The sequence below is a fragment of the Streptomyces sp. NBC_00057 genome, from assembly GCF_045041165.1.
In the GTDB taxonomy this organism is placed as follows: Bacteria; Actinomycetota; Actinomycetes; order Streptomycetales; family Streptomycetaceae; genus Streptomyces.
The window spans coordinates 4,348,304-4,370,064 of the sequence record NZ_CP108256.1 but is presented as its reverse complement, the minus strand read 5'-3'; the positions used below and the strand labels follow the sequence as shown (position 1 = coordinate 4,370,064).

Sequence of the window (21,761 nt, the reverse complement as noted above, 5' to 3'; positions counted from 1 at the left end):
GCTGTGTGGCGTGTCGCGTGGCATGTTTTCCCAGTCGTAACCATGGCGACCGCATGTGTACTCCGAGGCGAGGGCATCGCTGGGGGCATGACAACAGACACCGGCGAGGACAGGCCACCACCGGGCGTTTCCGACGAGGAGCGTCTTGCACAGCTCGGGTACACGCAGACGCTGGCCCGGCGCATGTCGGCATTCTCCAACTACGCCGTCTCGTTCACGATCATCTCGGTGCTCTCCGGATGCCTCACGCTCTACCTCTTCGGCATGAACACCGGCGGCCCCGCCGTCATCACCTGGGGCTGGGTCGGCGTCGGCCTGATGACGCTGTTCGTCGGCCTGGCGATGGCCGAGATCTGTTCGGCGTACCCGACCTCCGCCGGCCTCTACTTCTGGGCCCACCGGCTGGCCCCGCCGCGCTCGGCGGCGGCCTGGGCCTGGTTCACGGGCTGGTTCAACGTCCTCGGCCAGGTCGCCGTCACGGCCGGGATCGACTTCGGGGCGGCGTCCTTCCTGGGCGCGTATCTGAACCTCCAGTTCGACTTCGCGGTCACGCCCACCCGTACGATCCTGCTCTTCGCCGCGATCCTGCTGCTGCACGGACTGCTCAACACCTTCGGCGTACGGATCGTCGCGATCCTGAACAGCGTGAGCGTGTGGTGGCACGTCCTCGGGGTCGCGGTCATCGTCGGCGCCCTGACCTTCGTGCCGGACAAGCATCAGTCGGCGTCCTTCGTCTTCACCGAATTCGTGAACAACACCGGCTGGGGCAGCGGCTTCTACGTCGTGATGATCGGCCTGCTGATGGCGCAGTACACCTTCACCGGCTACGACGCCTCCGCCCATATGACGGAGGAGACCCACGACGCGGCCACGGCAGGCCCGCGCGGCATCGTCCGGTCGATCTGGACCTCCTGGATCGCCGGCTTCGTTCTCCTCCTCGGCTTCACGTTCGCCATCCAGTCGTACGACGAAGCGCTGAACTCCCCGACCGGCGCCCCACCCGCCCAGATCCTCCTGGACGCACTCGGCGCCACCACCGGCAAGCTCCTGCTGCTGGTCGTGATCGGCGCGCAGCTCTTCTGCGGGATGGCGTCCGTGACCGCCAACAGCCGCATGATCTACGCCTTCTCCCGGGACGGGGCCCTGCCCTTCTCCCGCGTCTGGCACACGGTCAGCCCCCGCACCCGCACCCCCGTCGCCGCGGTCTGGCTCGCCGCCCTCGGCGCCCTGGCCCTGGGCCTCCCGTACCTGATCAACGTCACGGCGTACGCGGCGGTGACCTCGATCGCCGTGATCGGCCTGTACATCGCCTACGTCATCCCCACTCTGCTCCGCCTGCTCCGGGGCGACGACTTCACCCCGGGCCCCTGGCACCTGGGCCGCTGGTCCCGCCCGATCGGCGTGGTCGCGGTGGCCTGGGTCCTGATCATCACAGTGCTCTTCATGCTGCCGCAGGTCTCGCCGGTCACCTGGGAGACGTTCAACTACGCCCCCATCGCAGTCCTGGTGGTCCTCGGCTTCGCCGCGACGTGGTGGCTGGCCTCTGCCCGGCACTGGTTCCTCAACCCGAATCACAAACGCACTACCGCCTCTGACGAACCTCGCGGAAGCTCCGCCGACACCCCGGTGAAGCCCCTCTGAAGCCCCCTGATCCCGTCGCGACGGGGCCCGGCAACCGATACCCGATCGGCGGCGGGGCCCCGGCGGGCTATGCTCAGGGGTGATTCGCCGAGGGCCGTTAGCTCAATTGGCAGAGCAGCGGACTTTTAATCCGTTGGTTGTGGGTTCGAGTCCCACACGGCCTACCACCGGCAGGGAGGGGAAAGTCCCTCTGACCTGCTACTTAGCGCCTCGATCGGCTTCGTCCGGTCGGGGCGCTTCGTCGTTCCCGGCCTCTTGCGTGAGCGGACGGTCCGACAGCAGGCGCTATGGAGGGGGCCTTACGGGCACGTGGCACCAGCGCGGCGGCGGCTTCTGCCGCGGCTTTGTCGACCTCGGGCAGCAGGCTCGTGTACGTGTCCGACGTGAGCGTGATGGTGGAGTGGCGCAGTGTCTCCTTGATCGTGTGGAGATCACCACCCCCATCGTGCTGGCGCTGCCGTCGGTCTTGGGGGCGGACTCGTAGGTGTCCCAGCCGTCGACGACGATTTCCTTGGCCGGGGTGATGAGGCCGGCGTTCAGGTCGACATCGGTCCAGCTCTGGCCAACGGCCTCGCCCCTGCGAAGGCCACGGGTGCCGACGAGGTGGAAGAGAGCGTAGAGCCGATCGGATTCGGCCGCGTCCAGGAACGTGCCGAACTGCGCCGGCGTCCAGACCATCACCGGTGACGGCAGCTCACCGGTGGCACGCCAGCGTTCCACCCGCTGGGTCGTCCAGAGCAGGGGCTTAGGACGCTTGCCGGACTCTAGCTCGACGTGGGAGGCCGGGTTGAAGGTGATGTACTGCTGGGCGATCGCCGCGTTCAGAGCCGCTCGCAGCGTGCGCCGGATGCTCTGCTGCGTCGCTGGGCCGGTGATCTTCCGGAACGGCTTCATCTCGGCGAGCTTCGCCCGTTCGACAGCGAGCCGTGCCCGCTCGGTGGCGATGGGGCGGCCGGGCTTGCTGGGCTTGCACCTGGCGATCTGCTCGCGGCGTTCGAGGTCTCCGCCTGGATCACCTCGTTGGCGTCGGCTATGCCGTCGTACATCTCCACCAGGTGGCCGACATTGAGACGGTCGAGGCGGACATGGCCGATGCGCGGCTTCAGGTGCATGTCCCCCGGTGTGAGGACGAACTCTGCGACGGGCTCGTCGGGCGGCGGGGCGGTCTCGGTCACGTCGCGGTACATGGGGGCGACGCGGGTCGGTCCGTAGATCTTCCAGCGTTTCCGGCCGTCCACTGGGACGACTACCACGTCGTGGTCGTCCCAGTGCACCCCGAAGCCCTCGCGCGGCTTCCAGGAGGCGTACAGGTTCACCTGGACCTTGGAGCGGAGCCTGGCCTCAAGAGCATGGGCAAGGCCATGTACGCGTGGGTGCAGTTCATCGAATGCGTCGATCACCATGGTGGCGCCCTGGGCGAGCTGTTCGTGCAGGGAGGCGGGGTGGATTCGATGCCACACGGTTCGGCGCCTGGCCACTTCACGCACGGTGTAGGCGTCGAGGGGAACGACCACGCCGTCGGCGGAGAGACGGAGTCGCGGTGGTTCCAGGCGGTGCCGGGCGATGATCTCGTTGAGGTCGTCCCAGTCGAGGAGTCCGGCAATGCACTGGGCATCGCCAGGAATGACGCGGAAGGTGCGGCCGAACGCCTCGGCGAGGAAGTCCTCGCCGAGGCGTTCGACGACCGCGTGGGGCTGAGCGGTCATGTGTCCGGTCCCGTCAGGAATCGTTGCTGTCGGACCGGCCGCCGGTGTTGTCCGACGGGATGAACGCACGCTCCCGCGCCGCCTTCACCTGCGCACGGGCGACGAGCAGGCTGTCACCCGTGATGGGCGCCGTCAGGGCTGTGTGCGCCGAGTCCGCCTGCGTTTCGTGCTGGATCTCCATCGCTGACTCCTCTTCTTCTCTTGCACTTGCCGGTCGAGTACGGAGCGGTCCTCCGCACTCGTCGTACGCCCGCCCGACTGCCGACCCTCACGAGAACAGCCGGGCAGGGTTCTTCCCGCCTCTGCGGCGTCAGGCCGTTGGGGAAGCCATGAGTCGTCGCTCGGAGGCGGAGTCTGTGGGGCTAGTGGTCGCCGAAATACCAGATCAGAAGGCCGAGGGGGGCGGTGACAAGCAAGGGGAGGAGAGCGCCCGCCCACTCACGCCAGTCGTGCAGCCGCCGCTTGTCGGTCACCGGCGTCTCCGGTGGCTACCCATCGTTGGTGCCCTCCGGATGGCGCTCGCGGTAGAGACTGACGAAACGTCTCGTCAGTCGGCCGAGTTCACGCGTGTACTCGAAGGCAACGAACTGCGGAGTCTCAGCCGTCGGCCGGGCGTTCAGCTCCGTCAGGCGGTAAGCGTCCCTGTACATCTGCCGAACGACCGGGTCCTCGTCGAAGCCCAGCTCTTCCGTCACGAACAGGTTCAGCGCTCCACGCAACTGGGTGGCTGTCAGGTCGATTTCCTGCCGATCAGGCATGGACAGCGTGATGGCCAAAGCCTTCGTCACGACATCGCTGATGGCTTCGACGTCGATCGGCAGTGCCTCCGGATCGGCAGCGTCGACGCTCGGGGATCGGTCCTTGTCTGTCACGGCGGTCATCACGCGCTCCTCCCGTGTCCGCTTTTGGTTGCGGCGTGTGAAGAGCTAACTGCGAGATGTGCCCATCCGGGTACCTTAGGAGGGAGGCGTGACCGTGAAAGCCGTGAAACCTACGGGAGTTGGCAATGGCCAAAGCACCCCAGGACGACCGCAATACGGGACTCGAAACCCTGCTTGAGCAGGCGCAATGGTCGCGTACCCAGCTCGCCAATGCGGTGAACCGCACCGGTGTCCAGGTCAGTATGACCCTGAAGTACGACCACTCCGCCGTTTCGCACTGGCTGAGCGGGACACAGCCAAGGGAGCAGGTCAGGCCGATCATCATCGAGGTACTCGAACGCAAGATCGGCCGCCCCGTGACCTATGCGGAAGCGGGTCTGCAGCCTCCGAAGGGCGGAGAGGACTCCGGCAGCGGAGACACTGTCGAGTCCCTCTTGGATCTGGGCAGGGCTGATATGGACCCCTCACGACGCGGCGTGCTCGCCGCCGGCTTGTACTCGGCTGCTCTCGTCGTGCCCCTCTTCGCAGGCGAGGCGCACGCAGAGGAACGCGAACGCGCCACGAAACCCACAGGCCGTATCGGGCCGGGCGAAGTCGCGACCGTACGGACCATGACCGACCGCATCGCAGACATCCTCGACGAGCTGGGCGGCGGCCACGCCCGCCCAATGGCCGCGGCATTCCTCGTCAACACCGTCGCGCCCTACCTGCGAGCCCAAGCAACCGAGCCGGTCAGAAACGACATGCTCTCCGCCGCCTCCGACCTGACCTACCTGACCGGGTGGATGGCGATGTACGAACGAGAGCACGGCCTCGGACAGCAGTACTACGTAAAGGCGTTGAACCTCGCCAAGGCTGCTGCTGACCACGTCACCTACTGCCGCACTCTGCGCGGCATGAGCCTTCAGGCATCACATCTGCGCCATGGGCAGATGGCCTTGAAGCTCGCGGACTCAGCTGCCGAAGCTGCACCCAAGGCCGGCCCGCGGCTGGTGGCGTTCCTTCGAGGTCAGCAGGCACACTCGGCAGCCATGGTCGGCGACCGGAAGCAGGCATTCACTCGCCTGCGTGAAGCCGAAGTAGCACTCTCGAAAGCCGACTCACGGCGAGATGCTGTCGGCGGGTACGACCAGTCTGCCTACCAGTTCCACGTCGCCCACGTCCTCTACGAGACGAAAGACCTGGCGGGCTCGATCGCGGCTCTGAAGAGCTCGGTCCGGGCACAACCCAAACAGGAACGGCAGGGCCGACTCCACGCCAACGGCGTGATGGCCCAACGCCAGTACGAACTGGGACACATCGAGGAGGCGTGCAGCACCTGGAATACGTTCCTCGACGACTACGTGGGCTTGTCAACCGCTCGCGGCGACGAGCACTTCGAGACGATGCGGAAGCGGCTCGCTCCCCACCGGAAGGTCCGGGCCGTAAGAGAACTCGGCGAACGCGCTCGCCAGGTCGCGACGCTGAAGGGGTAGTGACCCTGGAGAGGGCGATGAGGCGGGCGCCGCACCGCCCTCCCCGTCTGGGCGGCGCGCGGGTCAGGCAAGCAGGATCTGGCCGGCAGGGCGGTCAGGCTTCCAGTTACGGACCCGTCTCGTTTCCGCCGGCGCCCTGCTCTTCCAGCACTTGATTAACCGCGACAGCGGCTTCGTGTGCGTCTGCTGATTCACCGGCGTTGAGTGCCGCGAGGTAGCGCTCGCCGTGCTTTTCAGAGCGGCCCCGAGGACGACACGCCGCACGTGGTAACCCAAGCGGCCCAGTCGGCCAGGGGGCCGCTCTCCTGCGGCCTCGTCGGGGGCGAACGGTTGTCCGCCGAGAGGCGAGACGCTGACCAGACGACCCCAACCGACAGGCTGGATCTCCCCCTCACCGAAGGAGCGTCGAAGCCTCGACGGCTTCCTCGCCGCTCACCGCGTTCGCGGCCCGTCGCCGTTCGAGGCGGCTGACTCCCGAAGCAGTCTGGAGGCAGCGGGTGTCGGAGGTCTTGGTGGCGATCGATGACGTCAGCGCTTGGACCATGGGCGACTTCAGCTACTCCGACCACTGAATCCACTGCTGCGCGCTGAGGACCCTCACTGTTGTTTTGGTGGCGGCTTGCGCCTGCGCGTCGGTCAGACGGCGGCAGGGGCGCCGAGCATCGCGGAAGCCTGTTGGAACGGGTTGAGGACGCGCGTGGGCGCGGCGGTGTGGGGAAGGCCGGGGCAGGTGAAGCCGAGTTGGGTCATGGCCCGGAGGATTTCGCCGGCGCTGAAATCGCGGCGGTCCTGGCGTGTGATGACCTGCCCGACCTGCTTGACGGGGTAGGTGCGGCGGCCGATGATCACGGACTCGCCGATGACCTGTTCGGGCTTGATGCCCTTCATGGATTCCAGGACGCCGCTCTTGGTGAGGTCGAACGGGAAGCGGGCGATGACACAGCGCATGATGCCTCACAGGGAGAAGAATGAAGGGGAATGGTTTCGCCGCGGTGAGGCGGTTCAGTGGGCAAGGGCGAGGACGCCCGGAGCGCTGCCCTGCTCGTCGACGACCGGCAGGGCACCGGGCCGGCGGCCGCGCATCGCGTGCTGGGCTTCGGCGATCGTGGTAGCGGGTGAGGTGAACGGCCCGCGGTTGTCGAGAATGTCGCGTAGCTGGACCCGGTCCGTGTACGCGGGGCTGTCACGGACCGCGGCGAGCTGGGCCTGGGTGACCAGTTGGGTGCACAGGCCGTCGTTGTCGCAGACGAGCAGGTGCTCGGTGCGGGCACTGGTCATGACGGCCAGGGCGACTTCGATGGTCATGTCGTCGCAGACCTGCGGTCCGGCCGTGTCCATGGTGTCGGCCACTGTCCTGTGCGCGGGGGTGGCGCTCGCCGGGCGGGGTTGCATCTGAACCAGTGCCAAGATGTGCCTCCTGCAGAGATGGGCCAGTTTTCTGATCAAGGGTTCTAGGCCGCCGCGTCGAAGGAGGACTGCCGCACGATCGTGCGCCGGGCAGTCGAAGCGGGGCTGCGTCGACCGCGGGAGGCCGCGCTGCGGCTGCGCTGACGTCGCTCGGCCACCGGCGTGGTGATCGTCACGGGAATGCCGGAGGGGGTCTGGGCGCCGGTGATCCGGCTGAGCGCCTCCTCGCCCGAGCGGACCTGAGTGGTCTGCGGCACGATGCCGGCGGCTGCCATGAGGCGGCTCATGTCGCGGCGCTGGTTGGGGGTGACCAGAGTGACGACGCTGCCGGACTCGCCGGCCCGCGCGGTACGGCCGCCGCGGTGGAGGTAGTCCTTGTGGTCGGTCGGCGGGTCGACGTTGACAACGAGGTCGAGATTGTCGACGTGAATACCGCGCGCCGCGACGTTCGTCGCGACGAGCACAGTGACATGCCCGGTCTTGAACTGGGCCAGGGTCCGGGTGCGCTGCGGCTGCGACTTCCCGCCGTGCAGGGCGACGGCCCGCACCCCGCTGCTCAGCAGATTCTGCGTCAGCCGGTCGACAGCGTGCTTGGTGTCCAGGAACATGATCACCCGGCCCTCGCGCGCCGCGATCTCCGTCGTCATCCGGTGCTTGTCGGCGCCGTGGACATGCAGTACGTGGTGCTCCATCGTGGTGACCGCCCCTGCGGACGGGTCGACGGAGTGGACGACCGGGTCGGTGAGGTAGCGGCGGACCAGGAGGTCGACGTTGCGGTCGAGTGTGGCGGAGAACAGCATCCGCTGGCCCTCGGGGCGGACCTGGTCCAGGAGCGCGGTGACCTGTGGCATGAAGCCCATGTCGGCCATCTGGTCGGCCTCGTCCAGGACGGTGATCGCGACCTGGTTCAGCCGGCAGTCACCCCGGTCGATGAGGTCCTTGAGGCGGCCCGGCGTCGCGACGACGACTTCGGCACCACGGCGCAGCGCGCTGACCTGCCTGCCGATCGGCATTCCGCCGACGACAGTGGCCAGGCGCAGCCTCACCGAGCGTGCGTGGGGGGTAAGAGCGTCGGTCACCTGCTGTGACAGTTCACGCGTCGGCACGAGGATCAGGGCCAGCGGCTGGCCGGGCTCGGCGCGCTGCCCGGCGGTGCGGGCCAGCAGGGCCAGGCCGAAGGCGAGGGTCTTGCCGGAGCCGGTGCGCCCGCGACCGAGGACGTCGCGGCCCGCGAGGGTATTGGGCAGGGTCGCGCCCTGGATCGGGAACGGGACGCTCATGCCTTGCGCGGTGAGCGAGGCCAGCAACTGCTCGGGCATGTCGAGGTCGGCGAACGCCTCGACGGCGGGCAGCGCGGGAGTGATCGTCTTGGGCAGGGCGAACTCGCCCGAGGCCGCCGCGGGCCGCCGGCCGCGGCCGCCTGGGCGGCTCGGCCCTCCGGAACGGCTCGGGGCGGGCGTGCCGAAGCGGTTGCCCCGGTGCGAACCGGCGCCGGAGCCGAAGGCGGGACCGCCGGTACGGCTGCGGGAGGAGCGGTTGTTCGTACGTGAGGGGTTCATTCAGAACCTTCCTTGATACGGCACGTATCAAGGAATTCTCGCAGCAGAAGAACAGCGCGGGGAATCACAAGAACGAGCCGAACGAAATGCGAAAGCAGATCTGGCCCGCGGTGAATCCGGTGCAAGTGCAGGCGATGAAATGGGTGACGTCATGCGGACGTGAGATCCCGGACGTCTACGGGTGCATCTTCAAAGAGGTCCGCATTCCTGGAGAGGGATCTGCGGGCGTCGTTGCCCCACAGGGAAGCCCCGGGGAATGCCCGTAGCTGGGGCCCGCACCCCGAGGGATGCGGGCCCCAGCTACGAAGTGCGCGTCAGCGTCAGGCAGGAACGATGTTCTCAGCCGTCGGGCCCTTCTGGCCCTGCGCGATGTCGAAGGTGACCTTCTGACCTTCGAGCAGCTCACGGAAGCCCTGAGCGGCGATGTTCGAGAAGTGGGCGAACACGTCAGCGCCGCCACCGTCCTGCTCGATGAAGCCGAAACCCTTGGCCGCGTTGAACCACTTCACAGTGCCAGACGCCATGTCATATCTCCTTGTGGGGCAGTACGCCGGAACCCGCAATCCACGGATACCGGGTCGCCGCGATGATGCCCCGCCCGGAGATGACCGGAAATACAAAACGCTCCCCGCGGCTAAAAATGCCGACGAAAGGCGTTGAGGTTTTTGGGAACCACGACTGCAACTGAGATCGACAGTAGCATGCGGTAGCGGCCTGCGTACGGTCAATAATTCCGCTCTGCCCGTTGCAGTAAACACACTGTCCGCGCGGCACATTAAACTCTCGTCTCGCGGTCATAGATATTGATCCACCCGGAACACAGCGTTCCAGGAAGAGCGGTCGTCGTTTACGGCGGCCCATCAGCCCGTATACGGGTCCCGACGCAGATCAGCGCAGCGCTGCTGCGCGGCGCTCTCACGAGTGCCCCAGATCCCACCACCATGGACTGAGACTGAAGGCGGCCGACGCCCACCGTTCGTGCGAACCAGTCGGACAGCAGGACCTGCCCGGGGCAGCAGTACGCTCCGCGCGCGGGCTGATCGCCGTACGGTGGGCGAACCCGTCCGAGCCGCCACTGTCCGGGCGGTGAAGCCGCAGCCGTTCTGCGCGTCAAACCACTTCACAGTTCCCGCGGCCCTTGCCTCACACCTTCCTGCCGATGAAGCGTCCTACGACATGCGGCAGACGGAGGCGGTCACCCTGGCTCCTCCGCCGCAGCAGAACGCCCACGACGAAGATGTGGGCGAAGGGAACATCCTGGTCAAGGCAGTTGACCCAGAAGCCACGCGTCAGCCCGCGGTCGTCGGGTTCTCTGATTCGGCGGCGTGGCGGTATTCGGCGTTGATGCGCTGGGCTTCTTCGAGCTGGTCCTCGAGGATGATGATGCGGCAGGCGGCCTCGATGGGGGTGCCCTGGTCGACGAGTTCGCGGGCGCGTGCGGCGATGCGCAGCTGGTAGCGGGAGTAGCGCCGGTGGCCGCCCTCGGAACGCAGCGGGGTGATCAGGCGGGCTTCTCCGATGGCGCGGAGGAAACCTTGTGTGGTACCGAGCATCTCGGCGGCCCGGCCCATCGTGTAGGCAGGGTAGTCGTCGTCGTTGAGACGGCCGAACGAGTCGTCTGCTGTCATTTGCACCTCTCTGTGGAACGCGTGGAGGGGCTCGGGTGCCGTACGGCACCCGAGCCCCGAAGGAACTGCTACACCATCTGCCGACCCTGATACTGCGCCGGCCTTCTATTTCCGCTGACCCGACCTGGAAGTTGTCGGGGGTGCGGGGATCGCGGTTGCTTGACCGGAGACCACCTCGCTATCGATGTCCTGCGGTACCCGGGCTCAAAACTTCCACCCGGGCGATCCTGATGGCGCCTGGCTCCTCCGTTCTTCCCTCTGGGATCATCACTTACCTACTGCTGGTACTGCTCTCCTGCGTACTGCTCTGTGGCCTGTGCCAGCGCCACTTTTCGACAGCCAGCCCCGTCGCCCGTCCTGCATCTGCTCTGGCTTAGAACCCCACTGCCGAACCTCCCGGTGCGCGCGTCCGCAGCCGACGCCTTCACCGAGGTGCTGCTCACTGACTTCACTGCTGCGTACTGCACTTGCGGGTACTGCTCACGGCGGCCCCTGATCACTGCGGGCCACCCGGTCCGGTCGCCAGTCCCGTCGCCGTCCTGCAACAACCCTGGCTTCGGAACTCCACCACCGCACCGTCCTGCGAACTGCAACTGCGGTTACTGCTGCCCGGCAGTTCGTCTCTGCCGGGCCCTGCTGTCTCTCTGGGCTACGAGAGAAACCATAACCACACCACCACCCAATGTCTACTCTGGCCGACATAGATTTCCGTTACCCGGGCGGAGAGATAGTCGGCCTCGGTCACGGAACGGGTGTGCGGCAGCCCCGCTCCAGCCAGGCTCGCCCGCTCCGACCAGCGCCGTTACGTGCAGCCTCGACGCCGCGAACACCGCAGTCGCCACGTCTGGCCATGCGGATGATCGCTCAGGACACGCGCGGGCTCGTGCGGTTGACACACCGCAGGCCGGGCACAAGCGCCGCCAGATAGGACCTGCGTGACGATCCAGAGACCAGGGTGGCCTGATGAACACAATGAGCGTCAACGTGGCAACTGCCCTCTCCACGGCATGCATTGCCAGCGCGCGCGCCGGAGCGCCCGGGATTTCCTCGCAGGTCACGATCTTCGCCGAACCTCATTTGGGACAAAGGGGCCGCTGGTTCAAACTCGAACCCGCCACGGCTGACTGCTGTCTGCTCTTGACCGGCAAGGCTCCGGCCGCGCCGCGGTCTCAGTTCTGGTCCCATCCACCGGTGTCCGGGATCGTTGAGGAACCCACCTGCCGACCTCTCCGCTCCAGGCCGGCACGCCCACCACCCACCTCGGATCCCTGATGAACATTTGGAAGGTGTGTTGGCTCGGTCGTCTTCAACGGGGCCTGGATGCGTGAGCGATGCGTGAGCGGACGTGCTGACATGGCGCACACAACCTTGGACCGGCCAGCATGCGACATGCCTCTGACTAGGCATTTCTGGACCAGCGTGGAAGCTGGCGGAAGTCCCGGCAGGACCCTGCCGGGACTTTTAATCCGTTGGTTGTGGGTTCGAGTCCCACACGGCCTACGCGATGCAGGGAGGGGAAACCCCCTCTGACCTGCTACTTAGCGCCTCGATCGGTTTCGGCCGGTCGAGGTGCTTCGTCTTTCCCGGCCTCATGCGTGAGCGGACGGTCCGACAGCAGGCGCTATGGAGGGGGCCTTACGAGCACGTGGCACCAGAGCAGCGGCGGCTTCTGCGGCAGCTTTGTCGACCTCGGGCAGCAGGCTCGTGTACGTGTCCGAGGTCAGGGTGATCGTGGAGTGGCGCAGCGTCTCCTTGATCGTGTGCAGATCGCCGCCCCCGCCGTGGGTGAGGGTGGCCGCGACGTGACGCAGATCGCGCAGGGTGATGGGCGGCAGGTCGGTGGTGGCGAGGATGCGTCGGAAGGTCTCGGAGACCGTCTCAGGGTGCAGCCAGGAGCCGTCTTCGCGAGTGAAGACCTTGCCGGTCTCGTTCCAGGCGTCGCCCCAATTTTCCCGGGCGTTCAGCATGGTCGTGTGGTGCTCTCGCAGGAGCGCGATATTGACGCTGCCCAGGGCGATCGTGCCGGCGCTGCCGTCCGTCTTGGGGGCGGACTCGTAAGGATCCCAGCCGACTCACCCGTGACACGCCGGCGTTCCACTCGCTGTTCGGTCCAGAGCAGCGGCTTCGGGCGCTTGCCGGACCAGTGGACCAGGTGTGGACCACAGGTGGCTGCCAGCGGCGTGCGAGGACACGAGCGCATCCTGAGCGGCTACGAGCAGAGCCTGGACCCTGAGCGCCGGACGGCGGGACCGGTCTGGCCTATGGAGTCGGCCCTTCTCTTCACCGGCCTGAAGGCCATAGCCCTGCCCCGCGCCCTCCACCACGCCTGGCGGGACGACTGGCTGAAACTCACTGGGCGCGGCAGGGAGCGGACGTCTCTCCGTTGCCCAGAGCGCAGAAAGGATTCTGGCCGCCGATCACTGAGCCGCTGACCTGCGCCGCTGGGGCACGGTGTCAGGTTCGGCGGCCTGAAGATCGGCCAGCAGTTCGGCCTGGCCCGTCAGCACGCCGGACAGGATGGTTCGCGCGACCCGCAACAGCTCCGCCACGTGTGGGTTGGTCAGCGAGTAATAGACGGCGGAGCCCTCGCGGCGGGGGACGACCAGGTTGGCCCGGCGCAGGACGGCCAGTTGCTGGGAGAGGTGGGCCGCTTCGACGCCGATCTCGGACAGCATCTCGGAGACCGCGTGCTCGCGCCGGCTGAGGAGTTCCAGCACGCGGATGCGCACCGGGTGTCCGAGGGTTTTGAAGAACTCCGCTTTCAGCTGGTACAGCGGCGCGCTCACCGACCAGTCCCCGCTGCACGCCGGGCCGCCGGACGGCCGGGCGGCCGGACGGTCGCTGTCGTGCGAGTACCGTGCATCGCATCCACCTCAGAAGTCTTCGCCATGGGGACATCCTCGCGCCCTCACGCCGAGGTCGTGACCTCGGGAATTGCCAAGATTAGCAATGCCGAAAGGCGCGAAAGGGAGGTTCGGTGCCCGGCTCCGGGCTGCCCGGATCCCACGGAGCAGCGCGGCGGCGCATCGCTTGTCCGCCGCCGCGTGCCGAGGCGCCCGGTCAGGCTTTCTTGACCACGCTGGACTTGAGCTGCATGGGGCCGAACCCGTCGATCCTGCAGTCGATGTCGTGGCCGTCCACACCGTCCACCAGGCGGATGTTGCGTACCTTGGTGCCGGCCTTGATTCCGCTCGGGCTGCCCTTGACCTTCAAGGTCTTGGTCACCGTTACCGTGTCACCGTCGGCGAGTACGTTGCCGACCGCGTCCCTGATCGCCCCGTCGTCCCCGGTGCCGCCCGCGGGTTCGGCGGACGCGGGTGACCACTCATGGCCGCATTCGGGACAGACCAGGAGTGCGCCCATCTCGTAGGTGTACACGCTGGCGCATGAAGGGCACGGGGGCAGCGTCTCGGTCACATCGCTCATGGTGATTCCTTGCTTGATCGTTCCTGTACATCACTTACATCAGGCCCCTGGGGTGCCGGACTGCTCGCTGGGCCACTCGTCGCTGCGCCACTGCCGCTGCTCCCCAGTCACCGTCCGGTGAGTGGCGAGGGCGGCAGGCAGATCTGCGTGTACGGGGATCGACGGCTGCGCGGGGTCGGGGACGAGGGAACCGTCCGCAGGGATCGCGGCAAGCTCCAGACTCCGGCCGACGTCGGCGAGCCGGCTGGCGGCCTGGGCGACCGCCAGCTGTCCGCCCGTCGACCAGCCGCGCAGTTCGGTCAGGTCCAGGATGACAGGACCGGTGCCACGGGCCAGCACCCAGCCGACCGCACCGGTGAACCGGGCGACGGCCTCGGGGCCCAGGTATCCGGCCAGGGAGAGAACGCCCAGGTCGGGCTGGGTGGTGTAGCGCCACTCTATGGTCATCGGCTACTGCCTCGGTCTTTCGCGCGGGGATCTTTCATAGCGGGAGGGTGATCCAGATGCTTTTGCCCTTGCCGTCCGCGTCGCTCCTGATGACGGCGGTGCCGCCCAGCCCGAGGGTGAGTTCCATGACGGTGTCCAGCCCGCCGCCGCTCGTGTTGGTGATCGCCGAGAAGATCTGAGGCTGGTAGGGGTGCCGGTCGTGCACGGCGAACGCGAACGTGTCCGGACCGGCCGCGTAGATCACGGTGACGGTCGGGGACAGCACGGCGGCGTGCTGGACGCTGTTGGTGACCAGCTCGGAAAGGATCAGCAGCGCCGGATCGACCGTGGGGTGACGTCTGCTGACGCCCCACTCGGTCAGGACCTGTTCGGTGGTCTCACGCGCGATCCGCACCGCGGAGCCCATCGCGGGCAGGGTCAGTACGTGCCGCAACGGGAGAGCTTCGAGTTGACTGCTCACCGGGCGGCCTCGGCGCGGGCCAGGCGGAAACCCGTGACGGTCTGCGGGCGGATGCGTACCAGGGCGTCGTGCGGCCCGTGCGCCCAGCCGTGCAGGGCGCGGCGGTAGTGGCCCGCCTCGTCCGGATCGGTGACGACCTCGGCCGGGCCGGTCACAGTCACCGTCCAGCCGATACCGCCTGCCACCTTGATCTCGTGTGCGTGATAGGTGAGCGACGAACGGGAGGCCAGGGCCGCGGCCTGAGCCGGCGTACGGACAATCAGGCGCCCGTACTCAAAAACGTGGACAGCCGGGCGGAGCACGGGAACCTCGTCCCGGACGTACACCAGCTGTCCCTGGGCCGCGCTTTCGAGCAGCCACAGCGCCTCGGTACCGGGCAGCTCGATCATGCGGCGGGAGACGGGGGTGGTCATCGGGAGACCTCTTCAGTGACGAGTACGGTGACAGGTGCGGCGGGCAGGAGCCCGGCCTGGTGCAGGTGGGCGCGGGCCCCGGCGATCGCCTCCGGTGTGGTGGCGTACTCACGGCCCTCCAGGCGCAGCAGGTCCAGCGCGCCGACCGATTCGAGGGCGCGTCGCTGGCCGGGGCGTATCCCGGAGGTCAGTACGGCGATGCCGCGCCGGTTCAGCTTCTCCACGGCGTCCTTGAGGACCAGGGCCCCGGTGGCGTCCATCGTTGTGATCCGCGACATCCGCAGGATCACGACGCGGACGTCGGCGACCTCGGAGAGCTCCAGGAGGAAGCGGTGGGCACCGGCGAAGAACACCGGCCCGTCGATGCGGTAGGCGACGATGTGCTCGGCCAACAGCGCGTGTTCTTCCTCGCCGTGCTCGCCCGGCAGATCAGCCGTGAAGTCGACCTGGTCCATCCGGGCCTGGTTGGCAACCGCCCTCAGGGCCAGGGCGCCCGCGACGACCAGGCCGATGACGACCGCGTAGACGAGGTCCAGGGCAAGCGTGGCGACGGCGGTCAGCACCAGCACGATCGCGTCCGAGCGGGTCGCTCGGACCATCGCCCGCAGTGCGCCGACCTCGACCATGCGGATCGCGGTGGCCAGCAGCACTCCGGCGAGCGCGGCCAGCGGGATCTTGGAGACGAGCGGGGCGGCGGCGAACACGATCACCGCGAGGACGGCGGCGTGGGTCAGGGCGGCGAGGCGGGAGCCCGCGCCGCTACGGACGTTGACGGCGGTACGGGCGATCGCCGCGGTGGCGGGCACGCCGCCGAACAGCGGGGCGGCCAGGTTCGCGATGCCCTGTCCGAAGAGTTCCTTGTCCGGGTCGTGCTTCTGGCCCACCGTCATGCCGTCCGCGACCGTGGCCGACAGCAGCGATTCCAGCGCTGCGAGCGCGGCGACCGCCACGGCCGGGGCGAGCAGTGAGCCCAGTGCGGACAGATCGAGGAAGGCGAGCGACGGCGCGGGCAGCCCGGGCGGCAGGTCGCCGATCGGGGCCGCCGCGTCCAGGTGGAAGAGCTGGGTGGCCGACGTCGCGGCGACGACCCCGACGATCGAGAACGGGATGGTGGGCCGCCACCGGGCACCGAGCAGCATCACGGCCGCCACAGCGAGGGTCAGGGCAGCCGCGGTCCAGTTCGGGGTGCGTACGAACTCCTCGACGGCACGCCAGGTCACCACCAGGACCGTGTCGCCGTCGGGTGTGGCGACCCCGAGGGCGTTCGGGACCTGCTGCAAGCCGATCACGCACGCGATGCCGAGGGTGAAGCCCTCCACCACCGGCGCCGGGATGTACCGCATGTACCGGCCGGCCTTCAGCAGGGCCAGCGCGATCAGCAGCACGCCGGCCATCAGCCCGACCGTCAGCACCCCGCCCGGCCCGTACTGGGCAACGATCGGCACCAGCACCACCGTCATCGCGCCGGTCGGCCCGGATACCTGGAGGTTGGAGCCGCCGAACAGCGCTGCGAGCGCACCGGCGACGACGGCGGTGGCCAGTCCGGCCTCGGCGCCCAGGCCGGAGGAAACCCCGAAGCCGAGCGCGAGCGGCAACGCCACGATCGCCACGGTGAGGCCGGCCAACAGGTCACGGCGCGGACTGCGGGCCATGACAGCGAAGTCCGCACGGGCAGGCAGCAGAGACCGCACCCGGTCCCACGACCGGGCAAGCAACACGCTCACCGCGCCGAAACCTCGGCTTCCCGCAGCTCCACGAGAAGCTCGTTCTGCCCAGCCAACATCTCGGTCAGGATCCGCCGCGCCGCCCGCATCAGCTCTGCCACGTCCCCGCCCGCCAGCTCGTACACCACCGTCGAACCCTCCCGCACGGAGGAGACGATGCCCGAGCGGCGCAGCACCGCCAGCTGCTGAGACAGCGCCGAGGGTTCCACCTCAATCGCCGCCAGCAAGTCACGGACCGCCATCGGGCCGTCCTGCAGCAGCTCCAGAACCCGTATCCGCACGGGGTGCCCGAGCATCCGGAAGAACTCGGCCTTGGCCTGATACAGCGGAACCGGCACGGTCACGGACCCCCTTCGCCACCCCGACGGCCCGGGGCTTCGCTCGGCGCTGCGCCCGCGGCTACCTGCCGGCACAGCCAACACAGCATGTATCGAATTGCCGAATTTCGCAATTCGTGGATTCATTGGGAGAGCTCGGCTACGCGAGGAAGGGACCGCTGATGTAGCGCCACGCAGTGTGGCGTACCTGAAGGAACTGGGCATGCCGAAGCTCCAGCCTCGGGGCACCCTGTTTACCGAGCTCGCCCGACCTGACCGCGCTCTCGATCTGAGCCGGGCGGGGTCGCCGGACCTTTGCACGCGTGGTTGCAGTTCTGGTTGCGTTCGCCTCCGTCCCGGCCCGTTCGGACGGAGGCATCCAAACCATTCCGCCGCAGGTCAGGATGGGTACGACCTCCGGCGGACGGGCGTACGAACATTTGGGAAGCGTGTTGGTCCGCAGCGGTCGTCGCGGCTGTGGCGTCGACTGATGGTTGGCCATTTCGATTCCTGGTTGGCCACAGCTGGCAAACGATCACCCGACTGTGGCTGGAGGGAGGACCGTGGGCGGTCGGCGTCCCCGTTCGGTCGGTAGGCACAGCGTCGAGCGCCCGTGCGGGCCCGTGCGAGGATCGCGGCGTGAACGATCTGCACTTCCGCCTCGCCGACGACGCAGACCTCGCCACTCTCGTTCGCCTGCGCGACGACGCTGCCCGCTGGATGATCGCCCAGGGCATTACCGGCCAGTGGCAGCCCGGCGAGCTGGACGAGGACCACTTCCGCCGGGCCATGGCGAGTGGCGAGGTCTGGCTCGCCGAGGTCGACGGCCGCGCGGCCGGGGCCTGGGAACTGTGGTGGGCGGACGAGAACGCCTGGGGACCGCAGCCGCCAGTGGCCGGCTATGTGCACCGGCTGATGGTGGACCGCAGCAGCGCCCGGCCGGGGACGGGGCGACTGCTGCTGCGAGCTGCGGAGCACCGCGTAGCTGCGGCGGGGCGGGCATTCATACGTCTGGACTGCCTGGCCGGCAACGCGCGCCTGAACGCCTACTACTTGGACGACGGCTACCGGCTCGTCGGCCACAAGGCGGGCAAGCCGCAGCCGGGCGGTGCACCCAAGTCGTTCACGCTCCTTGAGAAGACCCTGCGGGCCGGCCGCGAGGGCTGAGCAACCTCGGCCAGTGCGGCGAACCCGCTGAGGACGACCGTGGCGCACTGGAGGCCACGCCCCTATGAACCACGCTGCTCGCGGCGTCCGTGGCCAAATACCGGCCGACGGACTGGCCTGGTGGGAGGGGGTGACGTGGTGGGTGGTTTGCGGGAGTTGGCGGCGCCCTTCGTGGTCCCGGGGCCTTGCCGGGTGGCGGTCCGGGACCGTCTCGAGGACCTCACGCCCCAGGACGAGAGTGTTCTGCGCGCGGTCGGTGTGCATCAGGGGCGTCTGGCTTCGCGTGATCTCAAGGTTCGTTGTGCGGATGGTCGGAGCACGGTGCCGACAGCTGGACGTCGCGTAAGCGGGACCTGACGCCGCTGTCGTCGTCGCGGATCGCGGGTGCGATCACCAAGGCCACGCACGATCAGTGGGCGCTCGCGCGCCGTTGCCGGGCAGCGCACATCCAGACGCTGAAGGCCGGGATCAGGACGCTGCGGCACCGCCTGTCCCCCTCCCGATCGGTGAGCGAGGAACGAAGCGGGTTGCGGGCGGCTACCGCTCCAGGGGTGAGTGGTTTCGCAAGTCCCGACGCCTCGCTGCACTGGAGGCACGACATGCGGCCGTGCGCCCTCGGGAACTCAGCATCGAGATCCTGGAAGAGACGTCTCGGAGTGCCGGACGAGCCGTTGCGGTCGCGCACAACGAAGGAACGTGTGGTCAGGACAGCTGGGCGTCACGTTCGCCCTGTTGGGCGGTGTTCTTGCGCTCCTGCGCGTGGGCGTAGGCCATGAGGCCGAGGAGGATGACCAGGAGTACGACCGAGGAACCCGGTGTGCCGAGATCGAGGCCGCCCTTGGCAGCAGGCTTGGTGAGGAAGTCACCGGCGGTGGCGCCCAGGGGACGGGTGAGGACGAAGGCGATCCAGAACAGCGCGACATTGGGGACGGCCGGCACCCGCATCAGGGCGGCGAGTACGACCAGGAGCGCTGTGACGAGCAGGGCGCCGCCGGCGTAGCCGAGGCCGGAGCTGTCGGAGAGGAAGTCGCCCATGGACGTGCCCAGTGTGTTCGACACCAGGATCGCGGACCAGAAGAGCGCCTCGCCGCGGAAGGTGACGATGTCGCGGATGGCGAAGGTCTGTCCCGTGAGCTTCCAGACGATGAAGATGGCGATCAGCAGGGAGATCAGGATCGCGGCACCCGCGGGGTATCCAAGGCCCAGGCCCTGCGGGCCCCAGCCCAGCGAGGTCGTGCCCGCTGTGAGGTACTCGGCGCTGGCGTCACGGTTCATGAAGTCCGACATGGTGGTGCCGGCCATGCTCGTGGACAGGATGACCGTCCAGTAGAAGAACGGGTTGTAGCGCTTGGACCGCAGCTGCACCACCAACGTCAGCACGAACACCAGGAACAGTGCGATCGTGGTGAGGAAATAGCCCAGTCGCAGCGTCTGGGAGAACAGATCTCCGGCCGTCTCGCCGAGGGTGGTGGCGGCGATCTTCATGATCCAGAAGGCCAGAGTGACCTCCGGGAGCTTCTTCATCACGTAGCGGCGCTCACTGGCGGCATCCACCGCGGTGAGGAATTCCGACTGTCCCAAAGCGCACTCCTGGTCGACCGTTCGGCGCTTCACTGCGCGGGCAGTGGGCGACCCGTTGTTGTGTGACAGCGGTGGATGGCATCAGGCGCCCGGCTCGCACTCCGACCACGCCTGTGCGCCGGCCTCTCGCCGCATCTCTACGCCCATGCAACGTAGACCGTCTACAGCGATGTAGACGGTGTGACACTCCCGTGGACGGTGAGCTGTACGCGGCCGTTGACGGATGTCGGGCGCCGGCCTTCGCGCGTATGGGACTGGAAGGGGGGCTACGGCGATGGGCTGACAACCGGTCCGGCTGACGGCGGCTCAGGTTCCGGCGATGCAGCCGGGTCAGGTTGCCGGCTCGATGTTCTGGTTGGCGTGGAAGAAGTTGTGCGGGTCGTAGGTGCGCTTGATGGCCGCGAGGCGGTCGTAGTGGTCCCGGTAGGTGGCGCGCACCCGGTCCGGGGTTTCGCCCGCGCCGATGAAGTTCACGTACGTACCGCCCATGGAGTGCGGGTGCAGCTCCTCCCAGTAGTCGACGCACCACTGCCTGAGCTTCTCGGCGTTGTCCGGGTCCGGATCGATGCCCGCGATCACGCCGGACCAGACCGCGTCCCGGTAGGCCCAGGCGGTGTCGTCGGGGCCCGGTCGGTGGGCGGCGCCGTCGACCGGGTACATGTGCATGATCGACAGGTCGGTGGGGAGGTTCTCGGTGTACTTGGCGTGTACGACGATGGCGTCGTCGGTGATCCGGTCGAAGAAGTTGCCGCGCCAGTACCACTGCAGGCCGGCAGGGAGCAGCTCGTCGAACATGGACTGCAGGGCGGTGTAGGGCATCGGCGCCGTGAAGTGGAAGGCGGGCGGGCCGGGGTCGTTCACGGGTTTCAGGGTGGCTTCGAGGAGGTCGGGGTCGCCCGTCCAGCACCACACGACACCGCACATCTTCTGACCCTGGACCTCCTCCGGGAAAGGGGGACCGGGCGGCACGGTGAGCGCGGCGAAGAAGCCGTTCAGGTCCTCGGGAGCCTGTGGCAGGAAGTCGCGGTACCAGCGCAGTATTTCGGGGGTCCGGTCGACCGGCCAGAGGGTGATGGCGACGCCCACGGTGTCCACCGGGTGCATCCGGAAGGTGAAGGAGGTGACGATGCCGAAGTTTCCGCCCCCGCCGCGCAGCGCCCAGAACAGGTCGGGGTGGGTGGTGCTGCTCGCCGTCACCGCAGTGCCGTCCGCCAGGACCACGTCCGCGGCCAGCAGGTTGTCGGCCGTCAGACCGTATCTGCGGGTGAGGTGGCCGTGGCCGCCGCCGAGTGTGAGGCCGCCGACGCCGGTGGTCGACTGGATTCCGGCGGGAGTGGCCAGTTGGAAGGCGTGCGCTGCGTGGTCGAGGTCGCCGAGCGTGGCGCCGCCGCCGACCGTGGCCGTTCGCGCGGCGGGGTCGATGTGCGCCCAGCGCATGGGTGACAGGTCGATGGTGACGCCGCCGTCCGCCAGACACAGGCCGGCGCCGCTGTGTCCGCCGCCGCGGACCGCGAGCACGAGACCCTCGTCCCGGACGAAGTCGACCGCGGCCATGACGTCCGCCGTGTCGCTGCACCGCACCACGGCCGCCGGACGTTTGTCGATCATGGCGTTGTAGATCGTGCGGGCGGTTCGGTACTCCGGGTCCTGCGGACCGATGACGGGACCGCGCAGCGCGCTCCGCATCGCGTCCAGGGTTTCGAGCGTGGTGCCGTTCATGGTCCGGCCATCTCCCTGCTCGCCGAGATGGGGGCCGCACTCCGCCCGGCCCGCCCTGTCGGGCCGTCGGAGTGTGCAGATGTACGCCGGCGCTCCGGCACTCCCGGAACCGCGGGCGGAAGCGGCCACCGTGGGCTGATGCCTCAAGCCTCCCCGCGGTCCGGGAGCGGTGCCAGTTCGCCGGACCGGGTGGAGAGAGACATACGCGTC

The 21,761-nt window shown here is 68.1% G+C and carries 20 protein-coding genes, 1 tRNA gene and 3 pseudogenes; 5 read left to right on the top strand and 19 right to left on the bottom strand.

Annotated features, from left to right (window positions below; genetic code table 11):
- Positions 1-87 precede the first annotated feature (87 nt).
- Positions 88-1,641, top strand: a complete 1,554-nt coding sequence (locus OG953_RS20480; protein ID WP_405685967.1) for an amino acid permease — start codon at positions 88-90, stop codon at positions 1,639-1,641.
- 91 nt (positions 1,642-1,732) lie between these two features.
- Positions 1,733-1,808 (top strand) — tRNA-Lys (locus OG953_RS20475).
- A 31-nt stretch (positions 1,809-1,839) separates the two neighbouring features.
- On the opposite strand, the pseudogene OG953_RS20470 reads toward OG953_RS20475, so the two are convergent.
- The 3 genes and pseudogenes from OG953_RS20470 to OG953_RS20460 form a co-directional block, all read right to left on the bottom strand.
- Positions 1,840-3,347, bottom strand: a pseudogene (locus OG953_RS20470) (JmjC domain-containing protein).
- Positions 3,348-3,360: 13 nt separating this feature from the next.
- Entirely contained in the window at positions 3,361-3,528 is a 168-nt protein-coding gene (locus tag OG953_RS20465) for a hypothetical protein (RefSeq protein WP_266359515.1), read from the bottom strand.
- A gap of 307 nt (positions 3,529-3,835) precedes the next feature.
- Entirely contained in the window at positions 3,836-4,228 is a 393-nt protein-coding gene (locus tag OG953_RS20460) for a hypothetical protein (RefSeq protein WP_266359513.1), read from the bottom strand.
- Positions 4,229-4,353: 125 nt separating this feature from the next.
- On the opposite strand from OG953_RS20460, the gene OG953_RS20455 reads away from it, so the two are divergent.
- A complete protein-coding gene (locus tag OG953_RS20455; protein ID WP_405685966.1) occupies positions 4,354-5,703 on the top strand; it encodes a hypothetical protein in 1,350 nt (449 codons plus the stop codon).
- A 391-nt stretch (positions 5,704-6,094) separates the two neighbouring features.
- Here the strand turns inward: OG953_RS20455 and OG953_RS20450 are convergent, their stop codons facing one another.
- From OG953_RS20450 to OG953_RS20385, 14 genes and pseudogenes are all read right to left on the bottom strand, one after another.
- Positions 6,095-6,247, bottom strand: a complete 153-nt coding sequence (locus tag OG953_RS20450) for a hypothetical protein (protein WP_327278472.1) — start codon at positions 6,245-6,247, stop codon at positions 6,095-6,097.
- Positions 6,248-6,339: 92 nt separating this feature from the next.
- Positions 6,340-6,651 (bottom strand): SCO5918 family protein, encoded by a 312-nt coding sequence (locus OG953_RS20445; RefSeq protein ID WP_327368876.1) that lies wholly within the window; start codon positions 6,649-6,651, stop codon positions 6,340-6,342.
- Positions 6,652-6,705: 54 nt separating this feature from the next.
- A complete protein-coding gene (locus OG953_RS20440; protein ID WP_266359507.1) occupies positions 6,706-7,110 on the bottom strand; it encodes a CBS domain-containing protein in 405 nt (134 codons plus the stop codon).
- Positions 7,111-7,154: 44 nt separating this feature from the next.
- Positions 7,155-8,669 (bottom strand): DEAD/DEAH box helicase, encoded by a 1,515-nt coding sequence (locus tag OG953_RS20435; RefSeq protein ID WP_405685964.1) that lies wholly within the window; start codon positions 8,667-8,669, stop codon positions 7,155-7,157.
- A 320-nt stretch (positions 8,670-8,989) separates the two neighbouring features.
- Positions 8,990-9,193, bottom strand: a complete 204-nt coding sequence (locus OG953_RS20430; RefSeq protein ID WP_030304224.1) for a cold-shock protein — start codon at positions 9,191-9,193, stop codon at positions 8,990-8,992.
- A 765-nt stretch (positions 9,194-9,958) separates the two neighbouring features.
- Positions 9,959-10,297 (bottom strand): MerR family transcriptional regulator, encoded by a 339-nt coding sequence (locus OG953_RS20425; protein WP_266359503.1) that lies wholly within the window; start codon positions 10,295-10,297, stop codon positions 9,959-9,961.
- A 1,589-nt stretch (positions 10,298-11,886) separates the two neighbouring features.
- Positions 11,887-12,366: pseudogene (locus OG953_RS20420) on the bottom strand (tyrosine-type recombinase/integrase); the annotation flags it as partial.
- A 348-nt stretch (positions 12,367-12,714) separates the two neighbouring features.
- Positions 12,715-13,083 carry an ArsR/SmtB family transcription factor gene (locus OG953_RS20415; protein ID WP_405685963.1) on the bottom strand — a complete coding sequence of 123 codons (369 nt, stop codon included), beginning with the start codon at positions 13,081-13,083 and terminating at the stop codon, positions 12,715-12,717.
- A gap of 274 nt (positions 13,084-13,357) precedes the next feature.
- Entirely contained in the window at positions 13,358-13,714 is a 357-nt protein-coding gene (locus tag OG953_RS20410) for a zinc ribbon domain-containing protein YjdM (RefSeq protein WP_405691950.1), read from the bottom strand.
- A 48-nt stretch (positions 13,715-13,762) separates the two neighbouring features.
- The gene (locus OG953_RS20405; RefSeq protein WP_405685962.1) at positions 13,763-14,170 is read right to left on the bottom strand and encodes an anti-sigma factor antagonist; all 408 of its coding nucleotides are present in this window, start codon (positions 14,168-14,170) and stop codon (positions 13,763-13,765) included.
- A gap of 34 nt (positions 14,171-14,204) precedes the next feature.
- Positions 14,205-14,630: an ATP-binding protein gene (locus OG953_RS20400; protein WP_405685960.1), complete on the bottom strand. Its 426-nt coding sequence runs from the start codon at positions 14,628-14,630 to the stop codon at positions 14,205-14,207.
- Complete coding sequence (locus tag OG953_RS20395; RefSeq protein WP_405685959.1) at positions 14,627-15,043, bottom strand: pyridoxamine 5'-phosphate oxidase family protein; 417 nt, start codon at positions 15,041-15,043, stop codon at positions 14,627-14,629. The genes OG953_RS20400 and OG953_RS20395 overlap by 4 nt, the downstream gene beginning before the upstream one ends.
- Positions 15,040-16,695 carry a SulP family inorganic anion transporter gene (locus OG953_RS20390; RefSeq protein WP_405691948.1) on the bottom strand — a complete coding sequence of 552 codons (1,656 nt, stop codon included), beginning with the start codon at positions 16,693-16,695 and terminating at the stop codon, positions 15,040-15,042. Before OG953_RS20390 ends, OG953_RS20395 begins: the two co-directional genes overlap by 4 nt.
- Before the next feature lie 68 nt (positions 16,696-16,763).
- Positions 16,764-17,105, bottom strand: a complete 342-nt coding sequence (locus tag OG953_RS20385; protein ID WP_405691946.1) for an ArsR/SmtB family transcription factor — start codon at positions 17,103-17,105, stop codon at positions 16,764-16,766.
- Positions 17,106-17,723: 618 nt separating this feature from the next.
- On the opposite strand from OG953_RS20385, the gene OG953_RS20380 reads away from it, so the two are divergent.
- Together OG953_RS20380 and OG953_RS20375 are read left to right on the top strand one after the other, a co-directional pair.
- Positions 17,724-18,251 carry a GNAT family N-acetyltransferase gene (locus OG953_RS20380; RefSeq protein ID WP_405685957.1) on the top strand — a complete coding sequence of 176 codons (528 nt, stop codon included), beginning with the start codon at positions 17,724-17,726 and terminating at the stop codon, positions 18,249-18,251.
- A 138-nt stretch (positions 18,252-18,389) separates the two neighbouring features.
- Positions 18,390-18,864 (top strand): annotated as a pseudogene (locus OG953_RS20375) (IS200/IS605 family accessory protein TnpB-related protein); the annotation flags it as partial.
- Positions 18,865-18,953: 89 nt separating this feature from the next.
- On the opposite strand, the gene OG953_RS20370 reads toward OG953_RS20375, so the two are convergent.
- Together OG953_RS20370 and OG953_RS20365 are read right to left on the bottom strand one after the other, a co-directional pair.
- Complete coding sequence (locus tag OG953_RS20370; protein WP_405685955.1) at positions 18,954-19,832, bottom strand: hypothetical protein; 879 nt, start codon at positions 19,830-19,832, stop codon at positions 18,954-18,956.
- A gap of 330 nt (positions 19,833-20,162) precedes the next feature.
- Positions 20,163-21,551 carry an FAD-binding oxidoreductase gene (locus OG953_RS20365; protein WP_405685954.1) on the bottom strand — a complete coding sequence of 463 codons (1,389 nt, stop codon included), beginning with the start codon at positions 21,549-21,551 and terminating at the stop codon, positions 20,163-20,165.
- Positions 21,552-21,761 lie beyond the last annotated feature (210 nt).

What these genes read in the sequence shown, in the direction of transcription:
- OG953_RS20480 (WP_405685967.1), top strand. Translation starts at nt 88, where the DNA reads ATGACAACAGACACCGGCGAGGACAGGCCACCACCGGGCGTTTCCGAC.
- OG953_RS20465 (WP_266359515.1), bottom strand. Translation starts at nt 3,528, where the DNA reads ATGGAGATCCAGCACGAAACGCAGGCGGACTCGGCGCACACAGCCCTG.
- OG953_RS20460 (WP_266359513.1), bottom strand. Translation starts at nt 4,228, where the DNA reads ATGACCGCCGTGACAGACAAGGACCGATCCCCGAGCGTCGACGCTGCC.
- OG953_RS20455 (WP_405685966.1), top strand. Translation starts at nt 4,354, where the DNA reads ATGGCCAAAGCACCCCAGGACGACCGCAATACGGGACTCGAAACCCTG.
- OG953_RS20450 (WP_327278472.1), bottom strand. Translation starts at nt 6,247, where the DNA reads ATGGTCCAAGCGCTGACGTCATCGATCGCCACCAAGACCTCCGACACC.
- OG953_RS20445 (WP_327368876.1), bottom strand. Translation starts at nt 6,651, where the DNA reads ATGCGCTGTGTCATCGCCCGCTTCCCGTTCGACCTCACCAAGAGCGGC.
- OG953_RS20435 (WP_405685964.1), bottom strand. Translation starts at nt 8,669, where the DNA reads ATGAACCCCTCACGTACGAACAACCGCTCCTCCCGCAGCCGTACCGGC.
- OG953_RS20430 (WP_030304224.1), bottom strand. Translation starts at nt 9,193, where the DNA reads ATGGCGTCTGGCACTGTGAAGTGGTTCAACGCGGCCAAGGGTTTCGGC.
- OG953_RS20425 (WP_266359503.1), bottom strand. Translation starts at nt 10,297, where the DNA reads ATGACAGCAGACGACTCGTTCGGCCGTCTCAACGACGACGACTACCCT.
- OG953_RS20405 (WP_405685962.1), bottom strand. Translation starts at nt 14,170, where the DNA reads ATGACCATAGAGTGGCGCTACACCACCCAGCCCGACCTGGGCGTTCTC.
- OG953_RS20395 (WP_405685959.1), bottom strand. Translation starts at nt 15,043, where the DNA reads ATGACCACCCCCGTCTCCCGCCGCATGATCGAGCTGCCCGGTACCGAG.
- OG953_RS20390 (WP_405691948.1), bottom strand. Translation starts at nt 16,695, where the DNA reads ATGGCCCGCAGTCCGCGCCGTGACCTGTTGGCCGGCCTCACCGTGGCG.
- OG953_RS20365 (WP_405685954.1), bottom strand. Translation starts at nt 21,551, where the DNA reads ATGAACGGCACCACGCTCGAAACCCTGGACGCGATGCGGAGCGCGCTG.